Source organism: Legionella bozemanae (assembly GCF_900450575.1).
GTDB classification, from domain to species: Bacteria; Pseudomonadota; Gammaproteobacteria; order Legionellales; family Legionellaceae; genus Legionella; species Legionella bozemanae.
Window position 1 is genome coordinate 172,449 of record NZ_UGGY01000001.1, and the last position, 23,069, is coordinate 195,517.

The following is a 23,069-nucleotide window of genomic DNA, read 5'->3' on the forward strand; positions in this document are numbered from 1 at the left end:
ACTTCCTCTAATGTAGAGAAATTATTGATACGGGAATGAAGTCTATGCTAAAGCAGTGTTATTTATTGATTCTAATTGTCTTTTTATTAGCTTCTTGCGCGCATCATGCGCCCAGAAATCAACCGCTACCTCCTCCGCAAGCGCTTAAGACAAAACAAGTCAGACAAGTCTCTGCTTTCAATCAGGTTAATGCGCAAGGGCAAATCAATATCAGTTTGCATACAGGTTATAAAAATCCTCAAGTAATTTTATCAGGTGATGCGCGCGATTTGGCGGCGATAAAAGTTGAAGTAATACAAAATACTCTGTATTTGGTTCTAGGCGGTGGTTATCCAAAATTTGGCCCAGTTTATGCTGAGGTTAGAGGCCGGTTTCTTAACCGCTTGACGGCTAATGGTACGCCTTTAATCACAGGGGACAGGCTGCACACCAGTATATTGGATGTTTATTTGGTAAATACTGGAAATGTAAGATTAGGAGGATCTATTGGCTTGCGTGTTCTGGATATAAAAGGCAAAGGGCTTACCCAAATTAGTGGATTAACAAGCCCAAGCTTACAGGTTCATCTGCAGGAAAGTCCAAAGGTACAACTTTCAGGTGTTGCTAATCTATCTAATTTAACCATGCAAGGAAATGCTTGGATCAGTTTTTATTGGGTTAAAACGGATACCTTAACTGTACGTGCGAAACAGAAAACAACAATTCAATTAGCGGGTGCAGTAAATCGACTTGATGTTGAGCTTTGGGGAAATGCACGCTTTAAAGGACGTTATTTGCGTGCGCAACGCAGTTTTGTGAGGACTCATGATCATGCTGTTGCCGAGATTTCAGCGGTGAAACATCAGAGCAATTTGGCTACTGATGCCAGTGATATTTATTATTTTAATTTACCAACCACACGAGCAGATTTTATGGCTTATAATGGTTCCGTATTGGATATGCGTGAGTGGAATCAATATGATCTGAAAGATTTCACACGTTACAACAAGCAGTTTCCTTAAAGTCACACTGACTTTAAGGAGTATGACATCTAAAATCATCTACGTTCTGCGGCTTGTCCGCAGAATCCAGATATCTGTACCTGGGTGGGCCCTGCGGCCAAGCCGCAGACCGTAGGAGAGGGTAGTTCAAAATGGCATCAAATTGTAACGCAACCTTCAGCCGGGGATAACCCTTAGTTTGAGCTGAATAACTTATCGAATTATTAGATCCTGGCTGCAAGCAGCCAGGTCACTATATTCCAGTCGCAAGCATCTCTTCTTCTCCTAACAGAGGAGACGGTTTTTCACCCGGCGTACGTTGATTAATGCACTGCACAATCATATCCAGATCATTATCTAATGGTAAAACATGTGCTGAGTGTGTTAGCCAATGTATGGTCGTGTTAGGTAAATGAGAGAACATTTTTTCTACCTCTTTTGAGGCCACAACACTGTCATGACTCCCCAAAAAGAGATCAATCGGGCAGTTTGGTGTTACCCATTGATATTCATTAATCAGGGTAAACAGTTCAATCAACGCAGGAATTGGAATCTTTCTATAGGATATTTCAGCATATTCATTGGTGGTGAGATTACCTGCCCTACCTCGTAGTTCGCAAAATCCAAGCTTTTGCAGTGCGATAAGAAGTTTTAGATTCTGATGAGTATTCATCTGCAATTTTAACGCAGGGGCTAAAAGAAACATATGATTGAATGTGAAATGCGCACTCAACTGACACGCCAATATACCGCCAAGAGATAATCCGAGTACATCTACTTTTTGATATTCTTTAAATAACACGTCACATTCTTGGGTAGCACACTCAAGCCAATCTTTGGCCTTAGCTTGTGCAAAAGCAGTGATGCTGTCTGCATGCCCTGGTAATGCAGGACAAAATAAAGCATCGTACTGATTTAATTGAGGAATTAGATAGCGATAAACAGCTGGCGAAGAAGTAAATCCATGTAAAAGCAGTAATGCGTGATCTGTTTTTGTTCCCCGTTGCCTAATTGGTTTAAGGAGTGCAACATCTTCTCTTTTTAAATCAAACAATTGTTTGCCGCGGCGCATGAAGCGAAAATCGTTAGGATTCATAATCATTCCGTATAGGTTGCATTTATTAGACTTCTTTCTATACTCTACTAAAGAAGACGAGATGCTTCGTCGATGCGGTGCACAAATCCTCATACTTCCAGTTCTCCGCTTTGTGTCTCTCCGCACTTTTCAAGAAGTCTATTTTGCAAAGTTATTGTAAATTATGGTTGAAAAAAATCATCAAGCAATGAATCTTGCTAAGATTTAGTGTATCTGAAAATATTGGATCTACGCTATCTATTATTAAAGGCAATGTTTCTTATAATGTGCTATCTTTAACGTAATAGGGGTAGATTGTCGAGGTTAAGACTTATGGGTACTGATAAAACTGTAGATGAGAGTTCAAAACCAAATCCTACGCCCCCCCCACAACAGCCGCAAGTTGTTGTTCCTACTGTTGAGGAGCCCAAGCCAAAAGCAACGAAGGGGGACGAAGAGGAAGATAAGAAAAAAGCTCAGCCAGAGGAGCCTAAAAAAACTGCTCCAAAGAAGAAAGAAGAGAGCCAGGAAAAAAACCCTTATCTTGCGCTGAATGAAGATCTGCAGAAGATGGTTGCAGATATTAATGGAAGCATCAACGATGCCTTAAAAGATGTGGCTAAAGCAGGTTGGGATAAAGCTGCAAATACAGAGCTGGGAAAAGCTGTAGGTGGGTTGAAGGATGCAATAGCTGCTAAAGCAGAAGATCTCGGACAACAACTCAAGAAAGAAGCGGGTGACAAACTGGATGACATCGGTAAGAGTATCAGTAATACCGCAATGGGGAAGGCGGTTGGACAGTTTACAGATTCAATAAGTTCTCTGCCTGATATGGTCAGTAAGGGGCTTACAGATGCTATAAACCAGGCTACAAAATCGATTCAAGATAGCATGAAAAAGGATGACGATCTGAAAATGGATGCTCCGAAAAGTACTCAATCTGATGATTTATTGGCGGAAGCGCGTGAAGCATTTGGCGATATGGAGGGCTGGGACGACTTGCTCACAGACAAACCAACCACACCTACGTCTACTTCTGAAAAAGATAAAGATCTCACTAGTGACGTGCAATTTAATATGTAACGAATCAAGCGAAGTTGGAACTCGGGGATTTGTGTTCGATAAACCCGGGTTTCGCTTTGACCCAGGTTTATCATTCTTTATTCTAACCCAATAATTTGTGCGGTAAACTTTCAATGCGTCCAGCTTGGGTGACGACTACATAATTTAATTTACGCTGCAGCTCGCTAATTGTATCAGCGCCAGCATAAGTAAGCCCGGATCTTAAACCACCCACTATATCGGCAATGATTACATCAGGACTTTCTTTGAAGGGAACTTCAGTTGCTACGCCTTCAGCAGTTTTCCATTCATGCATTTGTCCCAAGAAGTTTTCTTGCGCTTCTTTGGAGGCCATTCCACGATAACGCTTCACTTTGCTGCCATCTTTTTTTTGAATGACTTCACCAGGGGTTGGTGATGTACCTGCTAACATTCCACCAATCATGACAAAATCGGCACCAAAAGCCAAAGCTTTAACTATATCGCCAGAGGTTTTTATTCCACCATCAGCTACAATAGAGCGGTCAGCACGGGAACAATCTTGAATACAGGTTAGCATGGGCACGCCAAAACCTGTTTTAATGCGGGTGCTGCACACAGAACCACCGCCAATACCTGCTTTAATGATGTCAGCACCGCATGAAGCAAGATAATCAGCGCCAGCGTAGGTGGCAACATTTCCTGCCATAATACAGCGGTCAGCAAGTATATGGCGTAAGCTTTTTAAAGTTTTTCCTACATATTTGGCATGAGCATGCGCAACATCCACACAGAAATAGTCAGCTCCTGCATCACGTAAGGCTTCTGCTCGTTCCAATTCAGCTGCAGTACAGCCAACTGAAACAAAAACTTTATTGAGACACTTTTTAAATTCTTCGATATTTTCTTCGATGGACATAAAGCGGTGCAAGGCGCCCATCGCCCCTTTAGAGCTCATGAAATTAGCCATATCACTTTCAGTAATCGTATCCATATTCGAGCTGATTACAGGGAGTTCGAGGGTCAATTTACCCAGCCTGTCGGTACTGGTGGTTTCTACTACTCTTCTTGATTCGTGGTGATTGTACGAAGGAACAAGGAGAACGTCATCAAAAGTGATGGCATAGTCAGTCATGGTAAATCCTTAAAGTGCATACTATAAATGTTCTGCGGCATAAAAGGCAAGTCTTGAGCGTTCTCCACGAGTTAAACTCATATGCGCACTATGTTCCCAGTGTTTAAAACGATCTACTGCAAAAGTTAAACCCGAAGTGGTTTCACTCAAGTAAGGGGTATCGATTTGTTTGATATCGCCGAGGCAGATAATTTTGGATCCTGGTCCAGCCCGAGTGACTAAAGTTTTTATTTGTTTGGGAGTTAGGTTTTGCGCTTCATCAATGATAATGTAGCGATTTAAAAAAGTACGCCCACGCATGAAGTTTAAGGAGCGAATTTTAATTTTGTTTTGTAATAAATCCTGAGTTGCCCCGCGTCCGAAGCTGCCTCCTACTTGCGAACTGTGCAGGACTTCTAAGTTATCCATTAAAGCCCCCATCCATGGCGTCATCTTTTCTTCTTCCGTTCCAGGCAAAAAGCCAATGTCTTCACCTACAGGAATCGTCACGCGTGTCATGAGAATTTCAGTGTAACGGTTTTGATCCAGAACCTGAGTTAAGCCTGCAGCAATGGTGAGCAGCGTTTTACCTGTTCCGGCCGGACCCTGTAAGCTCACAAAATCGATATCTGGATCCATGAGCAAGTTTAGAGAAAAGTTTTGTTCACGGTTTTTGGCATGAATTCCCCATACGGAATGCTTTGTGTAATCGCGAATTAACTGAATTACTGCATGATCACTTTCAAGTTTTTTCACAATCGCCTGAAATTGATCGTCCTCAGTACTGATGCAATCATTGGGATTCCATTGATTGATTAAGGGTCCTGTCACTTTATAAAAAGTTTTACCGCTTTCTTGCCATGATCCCATATCTTTAGCATGGGTATCCCAGAAATTATTATCAAGAATGTGCAGGCCCCTATGCAGCAGATTCACATCATCCAATACCTGGTCGCTGTAATAATCTTCTGCAAGAATTCCAAGTATCCCTGCTTTGATACGTAAGTTAATGTCTTTTGACACAATAATTACTTGTTTTTTGCCCGCGTATTTTTTTTGTAAACCCAAAGCAGTTGCAAGAATCGTATTATCTACTTTATGTCCTGGAAGAGTGGAAGGAACCACCTGGTCGAATTCATCGGTTTGAAAAAACAGTTTGCCGCTGCATTTTTTTTTATCTGAGCTGAGATAGTTAGGTATCGTTAATCCGGATACGATTTGTTCGTGAGACGCGTTACTCATGAGCTCCACCAACATGCGGTTGGTTTGACGTACGTTGCGTGCTACTTCTGATGTACCCGTTTTGTGGCTGTCTAATTCCTCCAGAACAACCATCGGCAAATAGATATCATGCTCTTCAAAATGATAAATGGCTGTAGGATCATGCATTAAGATGTTGGTATCCAGTACAAACAGCTTTCGACGGGTATTGCTATTATCCATAAAATTCACCTTGTGATTAAAACGTGTAGCCTGGGCGAAGGCGCAGCCGTACTGCCATTAAGTGAACCCTACGTCCCGCGGCTTGTCCGCGGGATCCAGTGATAATCGAAGGTTCCTGGATTCCGCGGACAAGCCGCGGAACGTAGGTGCAGACACTTAATGGTATTAAGACGTAGCCATAATCCGAGATTTTATCATCAGTCTCGGGTTACGACTGCGCCTTCACCCAGGCTACAATTATTTGATTGCTTCTTTCATTCTGCTTAGGGGAGAAGATTCAGTCAAGAATAAAATTTTTATTTTAATGCACTGAGTACTTCGTCTACATGTCCTTTAACACTCACTTTGCGCCACTCCTTGCTTAATTTTCCTTGAGGGTCAATGATAAAAGTGCTGCGTTCAATGCCGCGAACTTGCTTGCCGTACATGGATTTCATTTTAATCACATCAAACACTTGGCATAATTGTTCGTCCTGATCGCTAATGAGTTCGAAAGGAAAGCTTTGCTTGGCTTTAAAATTTTCATGCGATTTTAAACTGTCGCGGGAAACGCCAAATATCTGGGTATTTAATTCTTGGAACTGAGGATATGCCTCTCGAAAGTCTTGCCCTTCTGTAGTACATCCTGGGGTTGCATCTTTAGGATAAAAATAAAGAACTACATATTGCCCTCGATAATCGCTCAAACGAGCATTGAGTCCATTCGTTGCTGTGAATGCAAAATCGGGTACGGATTCACCTATATTCATTATTCTCTCCCTGTTTTTTTCATAATGCGCGAACGGTCTCTTTGCCATTCACGATCTTTAATGGAGTCTCGCTTATCATGCTCTTTTTTACCTTTGGCCAGAGCTATTTTTATTTTGACTTTATTTTTTTTCCAATATAAAGAAAGGGGAACTATAGTATAGCCTTGGCGTTCGACACTACCGATGAGTTGGTTCAATTCTTTTTTATTCAATAATAACTTGCGTGTACGTGTTGGATCAGGAATAGAATGTGTCGAAGCGGTTATGAGTGGTTGAATCTGGGCACCAAGTAAAAAGGCCTCGCCGTATTTAATAATGATATGTGCATCTGACAGATTTATTTTTCCTGCGCGTAAACTTTTAACTTCCCAACCTTCAAGCACTAAACCTGCCTCGTATTGATCCTCAATAAAATAGTTAAAGCCTGCTTTGCGGTTCAACACAATGGTCGAATCGGATTGTTTTTTATTTGTCATATTTATTCTTTGTTGCGATCATGTTTGTAATCCAGTGGTAATTGAGGATAGACTCGATTTAATTGAGCATCAACTGCTACTCGGTTATCAAAAACAAAACATTGCCCTTCCCAGAGCGATTTTTCTTGGGGCATTTGTTCAATATAATTGAGAATGCCATCATACAAATGATAGACATTTTTGAAACCCAGGTCTTTTAAGTAAGCAGTGGATTTCTCACAGCGTATCCCACCCGTACAAAACATTGCAATTTTTTTATCTTTTTTATCAAGTAAATGTTCACGCACATACTCCGGAAAATCTCTAAAATTTTCGGTGCTGGGATTGATGGCGTTTTTGAATGTACCTAATTCAAATTCATAATCATTACGGGTATCGATTAACACCACATCGGGATCTTGAATTAATTCATTCCATTCTTCAGGGCTTAAATAGGTTCCTGCAGATTTTAAAGGGTCAACATTTTTGATGCCCATAGTTACAATTTCTTTGCGAAGTTTCACTTTAGATTTTTCAAATGGGTTTTCATTATCAAAAGTTTCTTTAAACTTTAAATCGGCTAAACGTTCATCCTGGCGAATGAATTGATAAAATAGATCCATTTGTTCACGAGTACCGGCAAACCCTCCATTGATTCCCTCAGAGGCTAATATAATGGTACCTTTAATTTTGATTTCATGCATTTTAGCAAGCAAAGGTTCGCGCATTGTTTCAAAATTTTCCAAAGAAACAAATTTATAAAATGCAGCGATTACTATTTTTTCCATTGTACTACCTAAAAGAGAAACAAAAATATTCGGCAAAAATTACCATTTACACAGAATTTAATCAATAGGCGTGAATTAAATGCATCCTAGGTTAGGTGCCTTATTGGTTTAAATATGAAGCAAAAATTAACTAAATGCGTTGACAAAAACTAACCAGCGATCATACTGTTATATACCAAAGCTATCTGCTTTCATTTGCGGCTTTATTTTATAAGGAGATAATATGGCCCAGTACATTCGGAAGTTGCGTTGGTTCTTAATCCTTTGTTTATTTGTCCCGTTCATAAGTTTTGCCGCCACTCCTGTAAAGTCTATGGTGGTTTTTGGCGACAGCTTGTCTGATACAGGGAATACCACTCACTTACTTAAAAGTTTACGCCAGGAAGAAGATCCCGCTTTTTTAGTCGCTCCTTTTAAAATATTTGTTCTCAATAAAATGGTTGAGTTTGCCGAAGAATATTATGTACCGCAAATGGTTTTGGATTCAGGTATCGCCATAGTTACCGATTTTTTTGATAATCAATTGGCACCCTATATTGCCAATTTGGTTAGTAAAATCAAATTAGTTCCTGTATTGCCAGGAAAACCTTATTGGAATGCACGTTTCTCCAATGGCCAGGTATGGAACGAATATTTAGCAAAAATGCTTTCCATTGCCCCAGAGGATGAAGAAGTTTATTTAAACCGTGCGTTTGGGGGGAGTTGGACCGCAACTTATGATTATCAATTAACGGTATGGAATTTGATTCGTCATCCATTAGGAACAATCAAAAATCTTATCGTCGGTAAGTTGGTTCCTCCAAGTCTTGGTTTAACTGTCCAAGCTTATTTATTAGAACACCCAGCTTTAAGTAAGGAAACCGTGTTTTTTATTTTCTCAGGGAGTAATGATTACATTAATGTCTTATTCTTTGAAGATAATTACAACACGGAAGTAATGAGTACTTATGTTGATAATGTTTTATCCGGTGCGGGTTCTGCTGTGATGAAATTAATGCAAGCTGGCGCTCGTCGCTTTGTAATCATGGGACTGCCTCATATAGGCGACACACCTCGCGTAGTGCAAACCACTGATAGAGAGGTTTTGAATAATGCTATTGATATGCACAACGACAGGCTTCGAAATCGTATGCAGGAATGGGCAAAAATTTACCCTGATGCAAATTTTCTCTATATCGACATGAGCGATTATTTCGAACGTGCTTTAAAAAATCCGGAAACTTATGGATTTACTAACACTACAGAAGCGTGTATTGATGTGAAACTTCCTATGTATGATGCATTCCGTAGTTCGCCTTTTGCTAACAACTACGTATTACGTTATGCACAAGTGCTTCAATATAGGGATGCAAGCTTTGCTGCAGGAGACAAGAACTATCAAGTATGTGATACTCCGGAGAGTTATTTATTCTGGGATGAAATTCATCCAAGTACACGTGCCCATGGATTGCTTGCTTTTGAAGTATGCAAGGCTATGAAATATCATGGATATGATGTAACGTGTCAAAATCCTATAGAGTAAATAGAATTGTGAGTAGCTAAGAGTTTTTCCAGTATCGCCTGGGTGAAAGCGCTGCCGTAGCCCGGGTTTTCTTTTTGCAGAACTCTCAATTATATCTGCACCTTTCTCTTGGCATTTAATTTTAGAGGAACAATTTGCGGTATCATCCTCTTAGCTCACGATACGGAACATGTTAGTGATTTATAAATGTTTATGGCATAATTGCCCTTTTTTTATTGATATATCGTTCATATGCGGTTGTTGAAACGAGGAGCATAGTATGTGTGGGATTATTGGAGCTGTGTCTGAAAGGGATATCAGTAAAATTTTACTGGAAGGGTTACGTCGTTTGGAATATAGAGGTTATGATTCTGCTGGTATTGCCGTAATCGATAATGACGAACTGTTACAACGTGTGCGAATTCAGGGGAAGGTACAAAATTTAGCGGATGCTATGCAAGAAACAGCTATTGCTGGAAATACAGGCATTGCGCATACCAGATGGGCAACGCACGGTAGGCCTTCAGAACAAAATGCACATCCGCACATATCCCATGGGCAAATTGCATTGGTGCATAATGGGATTATTGAAAATCATGATACTTTGCGCCATGAGTTAGTAATGCAAGGGTATCAATTTACCTCTGAAACAGATACTGAAGTAGCTGCCCATTTAATTCATTACTATTATCTTCAGAGTGAAAACTTGCTTGAAGCAGTACAAACCGCAGCTGCAAAAATGGATGGTGCGTTTGCTTTAGGCGTTATCCATCAACAAAGACCAATGGAACTTGTTGCTGTTCGTAAAGGTAGTCCTTTAGTTCTAGGCTTGGGTATAGGCGAGAATTTTATCGCTTCTGATGGATTGGCATTAAAATCTTTTGCACAATCAGTGATTTATTTAGAAGAGGGTGACAGCGCTTGTATTACCTCAAAAAGTGTAGCAATTTATGATTCATCCAAATCATTTGTTGAGCGCCCGCTTCATCCTTTAACGAGCGATGCTGAAACCGTGAGTAAAGGCCCTTATCGACATTTCATGCTCAAGGAAGTGTTTGAACAATCTAAAGTGCTGACTGATACCTTGGAAGGTCGTGTGAATAGCCTTGAGGTACTTAAATCCAGTTTTGGAGAGCGTGCCTCTCAAATATTTCCTTTGGTAAAGCAAATTCACATTGTTGCTTGCGGCACCAGTTATCACGCCGGAATGATTGCTAAATATTGGCTAGAATCATTGGCTGGATTGCCGACGCAGGTTGAAATTGCGAGTGAGTATCGTTATCGCGATGTAGTTGTACCCAAAGATACTTTATTTATCACCGTTTCCCAATCAGGTGAGACCGCAGATACTCTTGCTGCCTTGCAAAAAGCAAAAGATATGGAGTATTTGGCTAGTTTGGCTATTTGTAATGTGGCAACAAGTACTTTGGTCAGAGAAGCGGATTGTGTCTTTTTAACACGTGCTGGCGTAGAAATTGGCGTGGCATCTACTAAGGCATTTACTACGCAACTGGCTGCTTTTTTAATGTTAGCTGCAGCGCTTTGCCATGATAATCGGGCAAATGAAGTGTTAAAGCAATTACAAGAGCTTCCTGCATGCTGTGAACGCGCATTAAAGATGAACGAGGAAATCGAAGACCTTGCATCCCTTTTTGTTAATAAAGCACATGCTTTATTTTTAGGGCGCGGCGTACAATACCCGGTGGCTCTAGAAGGTGCTTTGAAATTAAAGGAAATTTCCTATATTCATGCTGAAGCATATCCTTCTGGGGAGCTGAAACATGGTCCTTTGGCCTTGGTTGATGAAAATATGCCTGTTGTTGCTGTTGCTCCTAACGATGAGTTATTGGATAAATTAAAATCTAATTTACATGAAGTCAGTGCACGAGGGGGGCAGTTATTTGTTTTTGTTGACGATACCCAAAGTTGGCGTGCAAATGGGGCACGTTTGATTAAGGTCCCTTACTGTGGTTTATGGGTTGCTCCAATCATTTACACGATTCCTTTACAATTACTGGCTTATCATGTTGCGGTTGTAAAAGGTACAGATGTTGATCAGCCACGTAATCTTGCAAAATCAGTGACTGTTGAGTAATAATGTGGCGATTTTTTTAACGACTCACCCTTCATCTGATACAGAAGTGGAGCGATTTCAGTATAAAAATGTGTAACCCTGGGAAGAAGCATCCACGGGTTCAACGATATGCTCTATTCCTGGGCTACGGCAATGCCTTCACCCAGGGTTCAATTCCAGTAAGGTTTAGGGATGAGGTAATCCATTGTTATATATTTATGTTTTACGGGGATGTAAATGACTCAAGAGATGTTGAGATTAGCTGCAATTATTGCGCAAGAGATTAAAGTTAAACCAGCGCAGGTAGAAGCAGCCATTCGTCTGCTCAATGAAGGGGCAACAATTCCTTTCATTGCTCGTTACCGCAAGGAAGCTACTGAAGGACTAGATGATATAAAATTACGTTTTATTGATGAGCGCGTGCTTTATTTGCGTGAACTGGATGAACGTCGCGCTGTAGTTTTGCAGTCTATCCGAGAGCAAGAGAAACTAACTCCAGAACTTGAAAAGAGTATTTTAGCAGCAGACACCAAAACTCGTCTTGAGGATTTATATTTGCCCTTCAGACCAAAGCGTCGTACAAAGGCGCAAATTGCCATAGAAGCAGGCTTAGATCCATTAGCGCAGGCTTTATGGAACAACCCTGAGCTGGATCCTGAAGAACAAGCGGTGCAATTTATTAATCCTGAGGCCGGTATTGAGGATGCAAAAGCAGCCTTAGAAGGTGCGCGCCATATATTAATGGAGCATTTTGCTGAGGATGCGGATTTGATTAATGAACTACGGGAATATTTGTGGCAGCATGGTATTGTCAAATCAACAGGCAGCTCCAAGAAAAAAGAAGCCGTGAATAAGTTTTCCGATTACTTTGATTATTCTGAAGCAATTAAGAAAATTCCTTCACATCGTGCTTTGGCTTTGTTCCGTGGACGGCGAGAAAGTGTTTTGCAAGTGAGCCTTACTTTACCTGAGCATGATTTATCCTATGGTGAAAATAAATTAGCTGCTCATTTCAATATTGTGGATAAGCAAAGAAAAGCAGACAGCTGGTTACTTGAAACAATACGTCTGACCTGGAAAATAAAATTATTTACTAAGTTGGAGCTGGAGTTACTGACTCGCTTACGCGAAATGGCCGACGAAGAAGCAATAAAAGTATTTTCCAGAAATTTACGCGACTTATTACTGGCCGCACCTGCAGGCCCACAAATTACTATTGGACTTGATCCTGGAATTAGAACCGGAGTTAAAGTGGTGGTGGTTGATGCAACAGGCAAGTTGCTGGATTACACTGTTATTTTCCCACTGGCTCCACAAAATGAATGGCATCAAGCAATTACTGATTTGGCTAAATTGGCAGCAAAATATCAGGTCAATTTAATCAGTATTGGTAATGGAACAGGTTCTCGTGAAACAGAGCGCTTGGTTACTGATTTGATAAAAATGTATCCTGATTTAAAACTGACAAAAGTTATTGTAAGTGAAGCAGGTGCATCGGTTTATTCCGCTTCAGAAATTGCCTCTCAGGAATTCCCTGATTTGGACGTCACTTTAAGGGGAGCTGTTTCTATCGCCCGTCGTCTTCAAGATCCGCTTGCCGAATTAGTCAAAATCGAAGCCAAATCCATCGGGGTAGGACAATACCAGCATGATGTGAATCAAGCTCGCTTAGCTCGTTGTCTTGATGGCGTTGTAGAAGATTGCGTGAACGCTGTAGGTGTTGATGTCAATACCGCTTCAGCCGCGTTGTTATCACATATTTCTGGTCTTAATGAAGCTCTGGCCAAAAATATTGTGCTTTATCGCGATGAGCATGGTGCGTTTAAAAACCGGATGGAATTAAAAAACGTAAATCGTATGGGTGAAAAAGCGTTTCAACAAGCAGCAGGTTTTTTACGTATTATGAATGGAGACAATCCACTGGATGCATCTTGTGTTCATCCGGAAGCTTATCCTTTAGTGGAAAAAATTATTGCAGACAAGAAAATTGATATTAAGAACCTGATCGGCAATAAAGAAATATTACATAGTGTGAATGCAGAAGCCTTTATTGATGATCAATTTGGTTTGCCTACTATAAGAGATGTGTTGCGTGAATTGGAAAAACCAGGCCGTGATCCTAGGCCAGAGTTCAAAACAGCACAGTTTAAAGAAGGTGTTGAAGACATCGAACATTTACATGAAGGAATGATCCTTGAAGGTGTTGTCAGTAATGTGACTAATTTTGGTGCTTTTGTGGATATTGGGGTGCATCAGGATGGGCTGGTTCATATTTCAGCAATGACGAACAAATTTATTTCTGATCCACGTACGATAGTAAAAGCCGGTGACATTGTGACGGTCAAGGTTATTGAGGTGGATAAGGAAAGAAAGCGCATTGGTTTAAGCATGAAATTAGAAGACGAACCTGTGAGTCAACCAATAAAAAAACCAGCAAAAACATCTGAAATGAAAAAGCCTCCTCAGGTTAAAAAAACGGAGCATAGGAAAAAACCTGAGGCTAAAAAAGTGGAGCCGGTTAAAAAAACGGTATTTAATACAGCAATGGCAGATGCATTAGCTAAGTTAAAGCGTAATTAAAAATTTTTAACATAGCATTGAGTATTGTAGCCTGGGTGCAGCAAAGCGGAACCCGGGTTTCCGGATATGAATAAATTTCTCAATCCCCGGGTTCCGCTTTGCTGTACCCAGGCTACATAGAGAACAAAGACTAAAATACGATGGTGAATCATGAGCAATACTCCAAAGGGAGAGCTTGCTATCCAGACTTTAGCAATGCCGGCAGATACCAATGCCAATGGTGATATATTTGGTGGATGGATCGTGTCGCAAATGGATTTGGCCACAGGAATATTGGCAAAAAGATTAGCAATGGGACGAGTAGCCACAGTGGCCATACACTCCATGAGTTTTTTAAAAGCAGTCCATGTAGGTGATCTTGTTAGTTGTTATGTCACCTTACTAAAACAAGGTAACACCTCTATGACATTCAGTGTTGAAGTATGGGCGCATCCTGCTACTCAAAATGACGCGTATCAAGTTACTGAAGGCGTTTTTGTTTTTGTTGCCATTGATGAAGAACGCAGGCCAAGACAGGTGCCTAAAAAAATATGACCAGTAATTCGTCAGAGCTGTACCGCTTACTTACTGAAATGGCTACCCTGATTGAACAAAATGCGGAGCCAGATCCCCAGTTATATACTTTATTTTTCCAACAACCTGAACTTGCTTTTAAATTAATTGATATCATCAATAACTTAGAAGAAAATCTGGATGAAGGTCTTTCAGTTTATTCTGCTTGTGTTTTTGCTTTAGATATTTGTGTTGCTCAATTGCAAGGTGCGGCAGAATCCAACAATAAAATTACTGCAAAAACATTAGTCCAATTGATGGATCACTTAGCCGCAATGATCAACTTGCGCAAACATACACTGAGTTTTTGGCTGCCTGTATTAAATTCCTTTTATGAATCACATGTCGAATTGACCGAAGATCTAAAAAATGCCTATTACGAACTTGCCAGCGATGAAGAGGAGCTGCTTCCTGAAGGCGAACCTGTCTCACATTTAGATGCGATTCGTGATTTAATTCATGAATTATCTGATCTTAATGTTTTTGAAATCGCCGAAAACTTTTTCGCTCAAAGTTATGCCATGCCGGCGGATTTTTTTGTCGATCTAATGGCTGATTTGTACAACATTGAAGAAGGTGCTGATATCGCCTTACTTATTTTATTGCATCCCAAAGCAGAGGTTCGCGAAGTTGCTGTTCACACGTTGGATCAAATTATAAGTTTAGTGACGCTTTCTTCTATATCCCTTTCACGGTTGCAGACAATCAAATATTGGTATCCAAAGCATTATCATGAATTGTTTGATTCATGGATAAAAATTCAACGCAAGCGAGGCGTTGTGTTTGCGCCAGAACCTGAAGCAGCTAAAGCAACCATTCGCGCGACAGAAGTAGATGGTACGGGCTCGCAAGGCATTTTTCTTCATGTGCGTAAACACAGGAAAAATAGACTTTGTGGTTTGTTATTAAAGTATGAGTTAGGTCTTAAAGATGCATGGATAACTCCTTCAGTTTCAGCAAAGGATGTGAAGAATTATTATACTCAGGCTTTTGATGAAAATGTGACCTTGCGTGAGGTGAGTCTATCTTATTTTACGATGATGGTAGAACATTTCTTGGCGGTTACCATAGAGAAGGGTGAGATTCCTAATGTCCAGTTTTTAGAAATCCAGGAGCTACTGGGCGTACGTTTGCGACCTATAAAGCTGGATATCGATTATCTCTTTGAACAACTAAGCATACAAGTTACCCCATTTACGCAAGAAGCGATTTCTGAATCCTTGCGCCGTTCAAAATCTTGGCTCAAAACCAAATCATTTACTGAATCCTGGTATTTGGAGAATCCTTTAATTGATAAGATAGTCAACCATAACAGCAGTTTTGTCGACGGGATTAGAGTCTGTCGTATGGAAGACGCCATGGACGCTGTATTTTCCGAAGAAATGGAATTGCATCGTGATAAATGGCAATTTCATTTCTTATGGGTTTCTCTATGGATGAAAGCCAAGGAAAAACGAAATGAGAAAATGTGGCGCGATAGTTTTCTAATTGCTTATACCATTCATGAAGGTACCCCTCTGAAAGAGATTCCTGTCATGCAAGAAATTTGTCGGCAAACAGTGATTAATAGTGTGGAAACCATGCATGAGAGACGAACACATTTGAGTCAGGAATAAGAGAAAGCATGTTTACCGGAATTATTGAAAAAAAAGGCACCGTGATTAGCAATAGTAACCATGATGGTGCGCATCGGTTAGTTATTTCATCTGCTTTTGAACAATTACAAATAGGTGAAAGTATTGCTGTAAACGGAGTATGTTTAACTTTATTGCCTTCTGAAGACACAAAATTGGGTTTTGATGTTTCTCCTGAAACATTGAGTAGGACTACTTTGGGAGAGCTAAGAGCCGGTGATGAAGTGAATTTAGAACGGGCCATGCTTGCATCGACGCGTTTTGGTGGTCATTACGTAAGCGGGCATGTCGATGCGATTGCACAAATTCATTCCATAAACCACATTAATGAATTTGTTGAAGTTGAGTTAAGCGGCTTTGATGCAAACGCGATATTGTATTTAATACCTAAAGGTAGTATTACTGTTGAAGGGGTCAGCTTAACGATTAATTCAGTTGTGAATCAAAGCATTAAATTAATGCTTGTTCCACACACATTACTGAATACTACCCTGAACTTTTTAAAACCTGGACAAAAGGTTAATATTGAATTTGACTATCTAACGCGTATTGTTGCTCATCAATTGCAAGTTGCAGGAAAGTTAAACGATCAGATCCCGTTATGAATTAAGGAGGTAACTATTCAGCACAGTTCACCGAAAAGCCATATTCGGCTCATCTTGAGCGAAAAATATGCTGAAAATTGCTCACATAGCCATCTATGCTGCGCTTTTTCAGCATATTTTTCACCTAACCTGAGCTCAAATCTGTTTTTTCACCAGGATTTTGAATTTGTGATGAATAGATAACTTAAGGAGTAGTTCATGACCAAACATTTAACATCCCGATGGCATCTTCTTTTTATTGCCACAATTTTTATTGGGATTGTTTCTGGTTTTGGAGGGATGTTTTTAGCCATATTGTTGCATTTTATTCAGCACTTAGCCTATGAACATACAGTATTTCCTATTCTGGCAGACGAGCATTTTCTTGAAGTTGTCACTGGTTCGACTGCACCAAGAAGAGTAGTAGCTCTTCTTTTGTGCGGCCTCATTGCCGGTTTTGGTTGGTGGGCGGTTTTTCGTTATGGTAGTCCTTTAGTTAGTATTGCTAATGCAATTAAATCACCCAGGCCGTACATGCCAATAAAAACTACTTTAGTTCATGTACTACTCCAAATTATTACTGTTGCCTTGGGTTCTCCTATGGGACGAGAAGTCGCTCCTCGTGAGTTTGGCGCTACTTTTGCATGTTGGTTGACTAATAAAATGAAGCTGCATCCTAAAGAGAGTCAAATACTTGTAGCGTGTGCTGCTGGAGCAGGATTGGCTGCAGTCTATAATGTTCCTTTTGGTGGTGCTATGTTTACTTTAGAAGTTCTCTTAAGCTCTTTTCACTGGTTTGCAGTAATCCCTGCGATTACTACTTCCGCTATAGCAGTGGTTATCTCCTGGATTGGCCTTGGTAATCAATCATTATATCATATCCCTAATTTAAGACTCGATCCCTCTATAGTCATTTGGGCTATTCTTTCTGGTCCCATTTTTGGTTTTTCTGCTTATTGGTTTAAAGTGATTACGAATAGAGCTCAAAGCCGAGCGCCGCGAAATTGGAAAATAATTGTATCGTGTTTATTTAATTTTTTCATTATCGGTTTATTAGCTATCTATTTCCCGGAGATAATAGGAAATGGGCGCTCTGCAGCGCAATTAGGATTTGATGGGAATATATTAGGACTTGGAATTGCCGTAGCTGTCCTAATACTTAGAATTTTAATTGTCTGTACCAGTGTACAAGCTGGTGCTTCTGGAGGGCTTTTGACTCCTTCTCTGGCAAACGGCGCTTTAATGGCTGTCGTTTTAGGCATTCTTTGGAGTTATTTGCTGCCAGGTGTTCCTATATCTATATCGGCTTTTGCTGTTATTGGAGGAGCAGCATTTCTTGCTGCCGCTCAAAAAATGCCCATCACAGCAATAGTTTTAATCATTGAATTTACTGGGATCAATTTTAGCTTTTTTATTCCAATACTTTTTGCGGTTGCAGGGGCAGTAAGCATGTTTAAATATTGTGACACGAAACATTTAGTTACGCTTATAAGTCGATGATTTAAACTTTTGCCCATATTCTTTTGGCTTTTTTATTTAATGGCACTCTCATTCAATCAATTTAATGCGCTCAACAATATAATGTATAGGACGCTACGCTTTCTTTATACTTTGAGTCAAAACAATTCCATTTGAAAAATTAGGCATTATTCTTTTTCCTAGATCAAAATCTTTTCCACTGCGCAAATATATAGTCTTTTTTATGCTATCAGGAGTTGGTCGTTCTATTTTAGTAAAAATGTTTTTTAATAAAAAATCTAATGGTAAAGCTGCCAGATCATAACCTGGCTCATTAAAAGAGTTTTTTACCACAAAAAAAGCACTATAATTCTTGATAATATTCTCAGGTGTGAATTTATAGTTTAACCTGATGTCCGGTTCTTCTATTCTAGAACCATGATCTCCGTGGATGACAATAATACTATTTTTAGTATTTTGATTTGTCTCCAATGTCTTTAAAAATGCGCCAATTAATTTGTGTGTGCACTCCAGTTGCTCAAAATATGCCTTAGTCTTGTTTTGACTTTCACCAATATATTCACAATTTTTATTAAATACATAAGGAGCATGTGGCAAGAGTAAGTGAATAAAATAGGCATTATTGACTTGTACCGTTTTTGCTAATTTCTCAACCTCGTTAAACGCTTGGTAAGTGGCTGTAGATGGAGTCAATATACTTTGATTTTCCGATTGAGGTAAATGAAGCATAGACCAGATTTTACTTTTCTTAATTTTGGAAAAATTAAATCGTAATTTAGAAAATACTTGTTCCAATATTGCAATAGACTTTGTGCTAGAGCTAAGCACAGGATTTACAGGTACAGGAGCAGTATGTTTATAAGTTATACATTTCACCAAATTAAAGTTTTTATTTTTTGCACACAGATCTAAGTAGGAGCTTTGTATAATGTTGATATCATATCCCTTGTTTGAAAGAGTTTCAAAAAGCGCATTTTGGGTAAGAATATGTCTATCTTCTTCATAGTTATGTAAAATATAATCTTTTAAGTTATCAATAGGTTTGAAGTTTAAAAAACTTGCAAACGAAGCGAGAGAGCGAAAGTCTCGGCTATAAGCTTTACCATACACTCTAAAACCTAGATTGATGTATTTATCCTTTAACACAGAAGCAAGATTATTCTGATCGTCTTTGGGAGATATTCCCTCCAGGCCAATATGCTCATCTAAAACAACTTCAATATAAGGAGGAAGATTCAAATTTGTATGATTTTTTGTTTGATTAAAATTTTGTACTGTTAATAAAGGATGTTTGGAAATGAAAAAGCTTCCTACCCATAGTGTTCCAAAAAAGACAAACAATAGTTTGTCTAAATAATGACGTAAGTAATAGAAAATGCATGCAATAAAAATTGCAGCCAAAAGTATTACATAACGGTATTTTAATCCATAAGGTAAAACAGGAAAACTTTTTATTTGACTTATTATAAACAAAAGTACTAGAAACGTTGCGGTTAAAATTCGGATGTGCACACTAGCAAAAACCATGATGCATCCAGGTATAAGGCTTAATAGCATTAATATGAGATAACTAAATAATGCTTCGGGGCTTAGTATATTTATACTATTATCCGCTAAAAATGCGGTAAGTAATGCTGTTAAAAAGAAAGCAGTTATGAATAAATAGCGCCAGTTTTTATATAAGGTGTCTAACATTTATTTTTCTCATTAGGATAAAAGTGTTTCATTTCTATGTTCCAGCCTTGTCCTATTTCGGCCAAAAAAATAATGCACTTAATTTAAACAGCAAATTAAAAACGAGGGGGTATCTTAACATATTCGGTAACAACTGTGTTGTGTGAAATATGAACTTGCTTTGCTGAGACTGTTGACCCCATTTGCCCCCATTGCAAAATTAATTAGCATACTTTGTCTACTCAAGCTTATAGTAAAATAAGGCCAACCCATGCATAATAGAAGGCCCTTTTAATTATGTACAAATTTATTTTCTGTAATTTGACACCAGATTTATATAAATAGTGGCGGTGACTACGGATATTATAATGTCTTACAATTTATTGGATAAGTTATGTTTCACGTCATAGTCCAAGTATTCTTTTTTATGATTTTTTTTCTTATTGCATTCCTTAGCGTACTTCCTTGGAGATCTTTATTTCATATTGTTGATACGGGTCGCAATAATGAACAAGCGCTGGAGGGATTAAGAGGATTGGCTGCTTTGGCTGTAGTGGCCTGTCATGTCAATCAATTTTTATTATCTTACTTGCAAATTCCTGGCATTCCTCTCACAGGCAACCGAATAGGAGGACTTGGTGTTCAAATATTTTTTGCTCTGACTGCCTATTTATTTACTAAAAAGGCGCTTCAAAGCGGAATTAATCCCACAGATTTTTATAAAAAACGTATTCTTAGAATTGTGCCTCTTTATATCTTCTTATCCCTATGCACCATTTTATTAAGTTTGCATTATATGGGAACTCCTGTATTTATCTGGGATACTTTTATACGATGTATTAATGTCCTAAGTTTCGGTTTCATTGGTCATAATACCGATTTATACTTACCTAATTATGATCTCCTCGTTTTTCAAAAATATAATGCAATGGAGTTAATTGGTATTGCATGGTCATTAAGCTATGAGTGGAGATTTTATTTAGTTTTACCTGTCTTATACTATATATCTTTATATTCGACTAATAAAAGAATTGCCATATTAATTATTGTAATTATTTTGGCTGTGCGTGATTTTTACATTTACAGTTCTTCTAAAGTTGTTTGGCCGTTTTTTATGGGAGGTAGTATCGCTGCTTTAATAGTACATTATTTTCCTAATTTCTCTGTTAACATCCGATTATCAAGATTTTTCTCTTGGTTTTCATTGCCGCTGTTAATAGGCTCAATTTTTACTCCGGAAGTTTATAATTACAAGCATTTCCTTTTAACAAGTTCCCTCTTTATTTGTATTGTTTTAGGAAAGCCCAAACTACTACAATCCAAGCCCTTAGTAGCTCTAGGACAAATTAGCTATAGTATTTATTTAATGCAATATTTAGTATTAAAACTGGTTAATAATGCAGTGTATCCTAATATCTTATATTCTGATCTTATCGTTAAATTTTTAGTAAGTTTTCTAATAATAGGGCTTCTTATTCCTATCGCCTCATGTACGTATAAGTTTATTGAACTGCCAGGGATGCAGGGAGCATTTTTTAAGCAATTCAACGTTGCTTTAAAGAAAGTTAAAAGATCATATTCTATGCAAAGACAATAGATCTATGCTCAGAAAAATAAGCCATTACTTATTCATATCTTAAAGGCACTTTTCTTAAAGGTAGTAAATAAGCTGTGACAGCCCTTTTCAGATTTAAATAGATAACTGTGGCTACATTCTCGCAATAGTCTCGTGAGTTACTTATTTTATCTTTTTCATTAAAAAAATTGTTCGGCAAGTTTCTAAAACAGGACATTCTTCCAAGATATGGTAATAGCGGGAAAAATATTTTTTAAACGAGCTCATCTCATATTGTGGAAAAATGTCTTCTCTACTCGCTAAAAGACGATGTACTTGCGAATCTTCTTTAGGGACAAACTCAATAATTAAATATTCACCTAAATTAGAAAAATATTCTGCAATACGCTCTAAAGGAACATTATTGGATATTGCCAGGTGATGTATCAGAGCCAATGCCATCACTAAATCAGCATTTGCCCTTTCTTGTAAACCACAGCGCTCATTTTGTTCCCAGCCTAATGCAGGGCTTGGGTTGGTTAAATCTTGCAGGAGAGGTAAGATAAGTCCGCTTTTATCTTTTTTTACTTTTTGATAATTCGTTTCCACTGCTACAGGGTCGATATCGAAACATATAGCTTGGGCTCCAAGACTCGAGATGATTCGGCTGTAAAAACCATTATTGCCGCCCATATCCCAAACTAATTTTGCCTGAGTTTCCGCAATAAACTGTTTGATAATTTCAGCCTTGTGCTTCGTTGCAGCATCAGAATAATTCGTCTGATTATAGTAGTCTCCCCATTCTGTTTTAATAGGGGACCATTCTAATTTTTTTATTAATGAGTTCAGATTGTCTAATAATCCTAAGAGACCTAATTTAGTTATTTTACGTTTGTTAATTTTAACAGTATTGATATCGCCATATTTCTGCTGTAATTTTGCATGCGCATGGATATGAGCAAATATAGAAGGAGACAATTTACTTTTAAAAGGCAACATCTGGCTAGCAAAATCAAGTGGTATGCCATCAATATACTGTTTCATCGAGATACCAAGGCGAATATCTACTTTTGCCATGAGCAGCAAGGGAGCTAAAAAATGCTTACAAAATTGGTTGTAGGCGCTCCAAGGTGTTCCTTCCTCATAGATTGTAAAAGAGCCTGTATCAATGAAAATAGGCTTACCCTGATGAAACTGAATATTATAAGCACTCGCATCCTTTAGAATCATCCCATATTGAATGGCAAGTTTTGCAACTGCAAGCGTCAACAATGCAGTATCTTTAAACTGTGAAAAAGACCATTCATAACAATAAGAAATGAATGCAACTTTATCTGGTTTTAGAACAACTAATGCGCGCTCATCTAATGCAAAATCAATTGAAACTTCACGGTGGGGGATAAGATAGTTCAATGACTGAAGTTTATCATAAAGTCCTGATTGCATTAATTGTTGGTAATCAGAGTACCCTGACTGATTAATTTGGCGATAAATCTCATGGTTTATTTTATAAACCTGATTGCCAGGATCGCGAAAGGATGATTTATGGGCATTTTTTTTATAAACCTGCGCACTGCAATTATTCACCATCGTTTGCATCTTTAGCTTTTTCCCTTTTTGAAAATAACTTTGCCTTCAGCTTATGCCAATATGTTTTTAGTATAAAAATCCCGCCAGCAATCGCAGCGATAGTTGACTGAATAAATAAACTACCTGTCCCTGGATCTAAATATGCATAGGCATCAGTAAACCAGATGAAAAATGAGAATGCTAAAATAAATTGCATACTAT

At 38.7% G+C, this 23,069-nt stretch carries 19 protein-coding genes; 10 read left to right on the forward strand and 9 right to left on the reverse strand.

All coding sequences use genetic code 11. The features are described from left to right. Positions 1 to 44: 44 nt before the first annotated feature. Positions 45 to 1,001: a GIN domain-containing protein gene (locus DY223_RS00815; protein WP_058458322.1), complete on the forward strand. Its 957-nt coding sequence runs from the start codon at positions 45 to 47 to the stop codon at positions 999 to 1,001. A gap of 232 nt (positions 1,002 to 1,233) precedes the next feature. On the opposite strand, the gene DY223_RS00820 is transcribed toward DY223_RS00815, so the two are convergent. Beyond that, positions 1,234 to 2,076 (reverse strand): alpha/beta hydrolase, encoded by an 843-nt coding sequence (locus DY223_RS00820; protein WP_082642398.1) that lies wholly within the window; start codon positions 2,074 to 2,076, stop codon positions 1,234 to 1,236. A gap of 312 nt (positions 2,077 to 2,388) precedes the next feature. Between DY223_RS00820 and DY223_RS00825 the strand changes: the two genes are divergently transcribed. After that, positions 2,389 to 3,138, forward strand: coding sequence for a hypothetical protein (locus DY223_RS00825; RefSeq protein WP_058458323.1), 750 nt, complete (start codon positions 2,389 to 2,391; stop codon positions 3,136 to 3,138). 82 nt (positions 3,139 to 3,220) lie between these two features. Here the strand turns inward: DY223_RS00825 and DY223_RS00830 are convergent, their stop codons facing one another. From DY223_RS00830 to trhO, 5 genes are all read right to left on the reverse strand, one after another. Beyond that, on the reverse strand, positions 3,221 to 4,231 hold the full coding sequence (locus DY223_RS00830) for a guanosine monophosphate reductase (protein WP_058458324.1): 1,011 nt from the start codon (positions 4,229 to 4,231) through the stop codon (positions 3,221 to 3,223). A gap of 21 nt (positions 4,232 to 4,252) precedes the next feature. Beyond that, positions 4,253 to 5,653 carry a PhoH family protein gene (locus DY223_RS00835; RefSeq protein ID WP_058458325.1) on the reverse strand — a complete coding sequence of 467 codons (1,401 nt, stop codon included), beginning with the start codon at positions 5,651 to 5,653 and terminating at the stop codon, positions 4,253 to 4,255. A gap of 296 nt (positions 5,654 to 5,949) precedes the next feature. Beyond that, on the reverse strand, positions 5,950 to 6,402 hold the full coding sequence (locus DY223_RS00845; protein WP_058458907.1) for a peroxiredoxin: 453 nt from the start codon (positions 6,400 to 6,402) through the stop codon (positions 5,950 to 5,952). Continuing rightward, on the reverse strand, positions 6,402 to 6,878 hold the full coding sequence (gene smpB / locus DY223_RS00850) for an SsrA-binding protein SmpB (protein ID WP_058458908.1): 477 nt from the start codon (positions 6,876 to 6,878) through the stop codon (positions 6,402 to 6,404). The genes DY223_RS00845 and smpB overlap by 1 nt, the downstream gene beginning before the upstream one ends. Positions 6,879 to 6,880: 2 nt before the next feature. Beyond that, on the reverse strand, positions 6,881 to 7,645 hold the full coding sequence (trhO, locus tag DY223_RS00855) for an oxygen-dependent tRNA uridine(34) hydroxylase TrhO (protein WP_058458909.1): 765 nt from the start codon (positions 7,643 to 7,645) through the stop codon (positions 6,881 to 6,883). 223 nt (positions 7,646 to 7,868) lie between these two features. On the opposite strand from trhO, the gene plaC reads away from it, so the two are divergent. The 7 genes from plaC (at position 7,869) to DY223_RS00890 (ending at position 18,070) form a co-directional block, all read left to right on the forward strand. Further along, positions 7,869 to 9,167 (forward strand): lysophospholipase/glycerophospholipid:cholesterol acyltransferase PlaC, encoded by a 1,299-nt coding sequence (plaC, locus tag DY223_RS00860; RefSeq protein ID WP_058458910.1) that lies wholly within the window; start codon positions 7,869 to 7,871, stop codon positions 9,165 to 9,167. 259 nt (positions 9,168 to 9,426) lie between these two features. Then, the gene (glmS, locus tag DY223_RS00865; protein ID WP_058458911.1) at positions 9,427 to 11,241 is read left to right on the forward strand and encodes a glutamine--fructose-6-phosphate transaminase (isomerizing); all 1,815 of its coding nucleotides are present in this window, start codon (positions 9,427 to 9,429) and stop codon (positions 11,239 to 11,241) included. 216 nt (positions 11,242 to 11,457) lie between these two features. Then, positions 11,458 to 13,800 carry a Tex family protein gene (locus DY223_RS00870; RefSeq protein WP_058458912.1) on the forward strand — a complete coding sequence of 781 codons (2,343 nt, stop codon included), beginning with the start codon at positions 11,458 to 11,460 and terminating at the stop codon, positions 13,798 to 13,800. Between the two features lie 150 nt (positions 13,801 to 13,950). Beyond that, positions 13,951 to 14,334: an acyl-CoA thioesterase gene (locus tag DY223_RS00875; protein ID WP_058458913.1), complete on the forward strand. Its 384-nt coding sequence runs from the start codon at positions 13,951 to 13,953 to the stop codon at positions 14,332 to 14,334. Further along, entirely contained in the window at positions 14,331 to 15,968 is a 1,638-nt protein-coding gene (locus DY223_RS00880) for a hypothetical protein (protein ID WP_058458914.1), read from the forward strand. Before DY223_RS00875 ends, DY223_RS00880 begins: the two co-directional genes overlap by 4 nt. 8 nt (positions 15,969 to 15,976) lie before the next feature. Continuing rightward, positions 15,977 to 16,591 carry a riboflavin synthase gene (ribE, locus tag DY223_RS00885; RefSeq protein ID WP_058458915.1) on the forward strand — a complete coding sequence of 205 codons (615 nt, stop codon included), beginning with the start codon at positions 15,977 to 15,979 and terminating at the stop codon, positions 16,589 to 16,591. A gap of 198 nt (positions 16,592 to 16,789) precedes the next feature. Then, positions 16,790 to 18,070 carry a chloride channel protein gene (locus DY223_RS00890; RefSeq protein ID WP_058458916.1) on the forward strand — a complete coding sequence of 427 codons (1,281 nt, stop codon included), beginning with the start codon at positions 16,790 to 16,792 and terminating at the stop codon, positions 18,068 to 18,070. Between the two features lie 93 nt (positions 18,071 to 18,163). On the opposite strand, the gene DY223_RS00895 is transcribed toward DY223_RS00890, so the two are convergent. Further along, the gene (locus tag DY223_RS00895) at positions 18,164 to 19,744 is read right to left on the reverse strand and encodes a sulfatase-like hydrolase/transferase (protein ID WP_058458917.1); all 1,581 of its coding nucleotides are present in this window, start codon (positions 19,742 to 19,744) and stop codon (positions 18,164 to 18,166) included. 373 nt (positions 19,745 to 20,117) lie between these two features. Here DY223_RS00895 and DY223_RS00900 point away from each other — a divergent pair, with 373 nt between their 5' ends. Then, entirely contained in the window at positions 20,118 to 21,320 is a 1,203-nt protein-coding gene (locus DY223_RS00900) for an acyltransferase family protein (RefSeq protein WP_058458918.1), read from the forward strand. Between the two features lie 141 nt (positions 21,321 to 21,461). Here DY223_RS00900 and DY223_RS00905 read toward each other — a convergent pair whose 3' ends face one another. Both DY223_RS00905 and DY223_RS00910 read right to left on the reverse strand, forming a co-directional pair. After that, on the reverse strand, positions 21,462 to 22,877 hold the full coding sequence (locus tag DY223_RS00905) for an SAM-dependent methyltransferase (RefSeq protein WP_244944208.1): 1,416 nt from the start codon (positions 22,875 to 22,877) through the stop codon (positions 21,462 to 21,464). Then, positions 22,858 to 23,064 (reverse strand): hypothetical protein, encoded by a 207-nt coding sequence (locus DY223_RS00910; protein ID WP_058458920.1) that lies wholly within the window; start codon positions 23,062 to 23,064, stop codon positions 22,858 to 22,860. The genes DY223_RS00905 and DY223_RS00910 overlap by 20 nt, the downstream gene beginning before the upstream one ends. Positions 23,065 to 23,069: the final 5 nt, after the last annotated feature.

Bases quoted from the DNA above. Each gene is read 5' to 3' on its own strand.
- DY223_RS00880 (WP_058458914.1), top strand. From the start codon at position 14,331: ATGACCAGTAATTCGTCAGAGCTGTACCGCTTACTTACTGAAATGGCT.
- plaC (WP_058458910.1), top strand. From the start codon at position 7,869: ATGGCCCAGTACATTCGGAAGTTGCGTTGGTTCTTAATCCTTTGTTTA.
- DY223_RS00835 (WP_058458325.1), bottom strand. From the start codon at position 5,653: ATGGATAATAGCAATACCCGTCGAAAGCTGTTTGTACTGGATACCAAC.
- DY223_RS00830 (WP_058458324.1), bottom strand. From the start codon at position 4,231: ATGACTGACTATGCCATCACTTTTGATGACGTTCTCCTTGTTCCTTCG.
- DY223_RS00870 (WP_058458912.1), top strand. From the start codon at position 11,458: ATGACTCAAGAGATGTTGAGATTAGCTGCAATTATTGCGCAAGAGATT.
- glmS (WP_058458911.1), top strand. From the start codon at position 9,427: ATGTGTGGGATTATTGGAGCTGTGTCTGAAAGGGATATCAGTAAAATT.
- trhO (WP_058458909.1), bottom strand. From the start codon at position 7,645: ATGGAAAAAATAGTAATCGCTGCATTTTATAAATTTGTTTCTTTGGAA.
- DY223_RS00910 (WP_058458920.1), bottom strand. From the start codon at position 23,064: ATGCAATTTATTTTAGCATTCTCATTTTTCATCTGGTTTACTGATGCC.
- DY223_RS00890 (WP_058458916.1), top strand. From the start codon at position 16,790: ATGACCAAACATTTAACATCCCGATGGCATCTTCTTTTTATTGCCACA.
- ribE (WP_058458915.1), top strand. From the start codon at position 15,977: ATGTTTACCGGAATTATTGAAAAAAAAGGCACCGTGATTAGCAATAGT.
- smpB (WP_058458908.1), bottom strand. From the start codon at position 6,878: ATGACAAATAAAAAACAATCCGATTCGACCATTGTGTTGAACCGCAAA.
- DY223_RS00895 (WP_058458917.1), bottom strand. From the start codon at position 19,744: ATGTTAGACACCTTATATAAAAACTGGCGCTATTTATTCATAACTGCT.
- DY223_RS00900 (WP_058458918.1), top strand. From the start codon at position 20,118: ATGTTTCACGTCATAGTCCAAGTATTCTTTTTTATGATTTTTTTTCTT.
- DY223_RS00905 (WP_244944208.1), bottom strand. From the start codon at position 22,877: ATGCAAACGATGGTGAATAATTGCAGTGCGCAGGTTTATAAAAAAAAT.
- DY223_RS00875 (WP_058458913.1), top strand. From the start codon at position 13,951: ATGAGCAATACTCCAAAGGGAGAGCTTGCTATCCAGACTTTAGCAATG.
- DY223_RS00825 (WP_058458323.1), top strand. From the start codon at position 2,389: ATGGGTACTGATAAAACTGTAGATGAGAGTTCAAAACCAAATCCTACG.
- DY223_RS00820 (WP_082642398.1), bottom strand. From the start codon at position 2,076: ATGAATCCTAACGATTTTCGCTTCATGCGCCGCGGCAAACAATTGTTT.
- DY223_RS00845 (WP_058458907.1), bottom strand. From the start codon at position 6,402: ATGAATATAGGTGAATCCGTACCCGATTTTGCATTCACAGCAACGAAT.
- DY223_RS00815 (WP_058458322.1), top strand. From the start codon at position 45: ATGCTAAAGCAGTGTTATTTATTGATTCTAATTGTCTTTTTATTAGCT.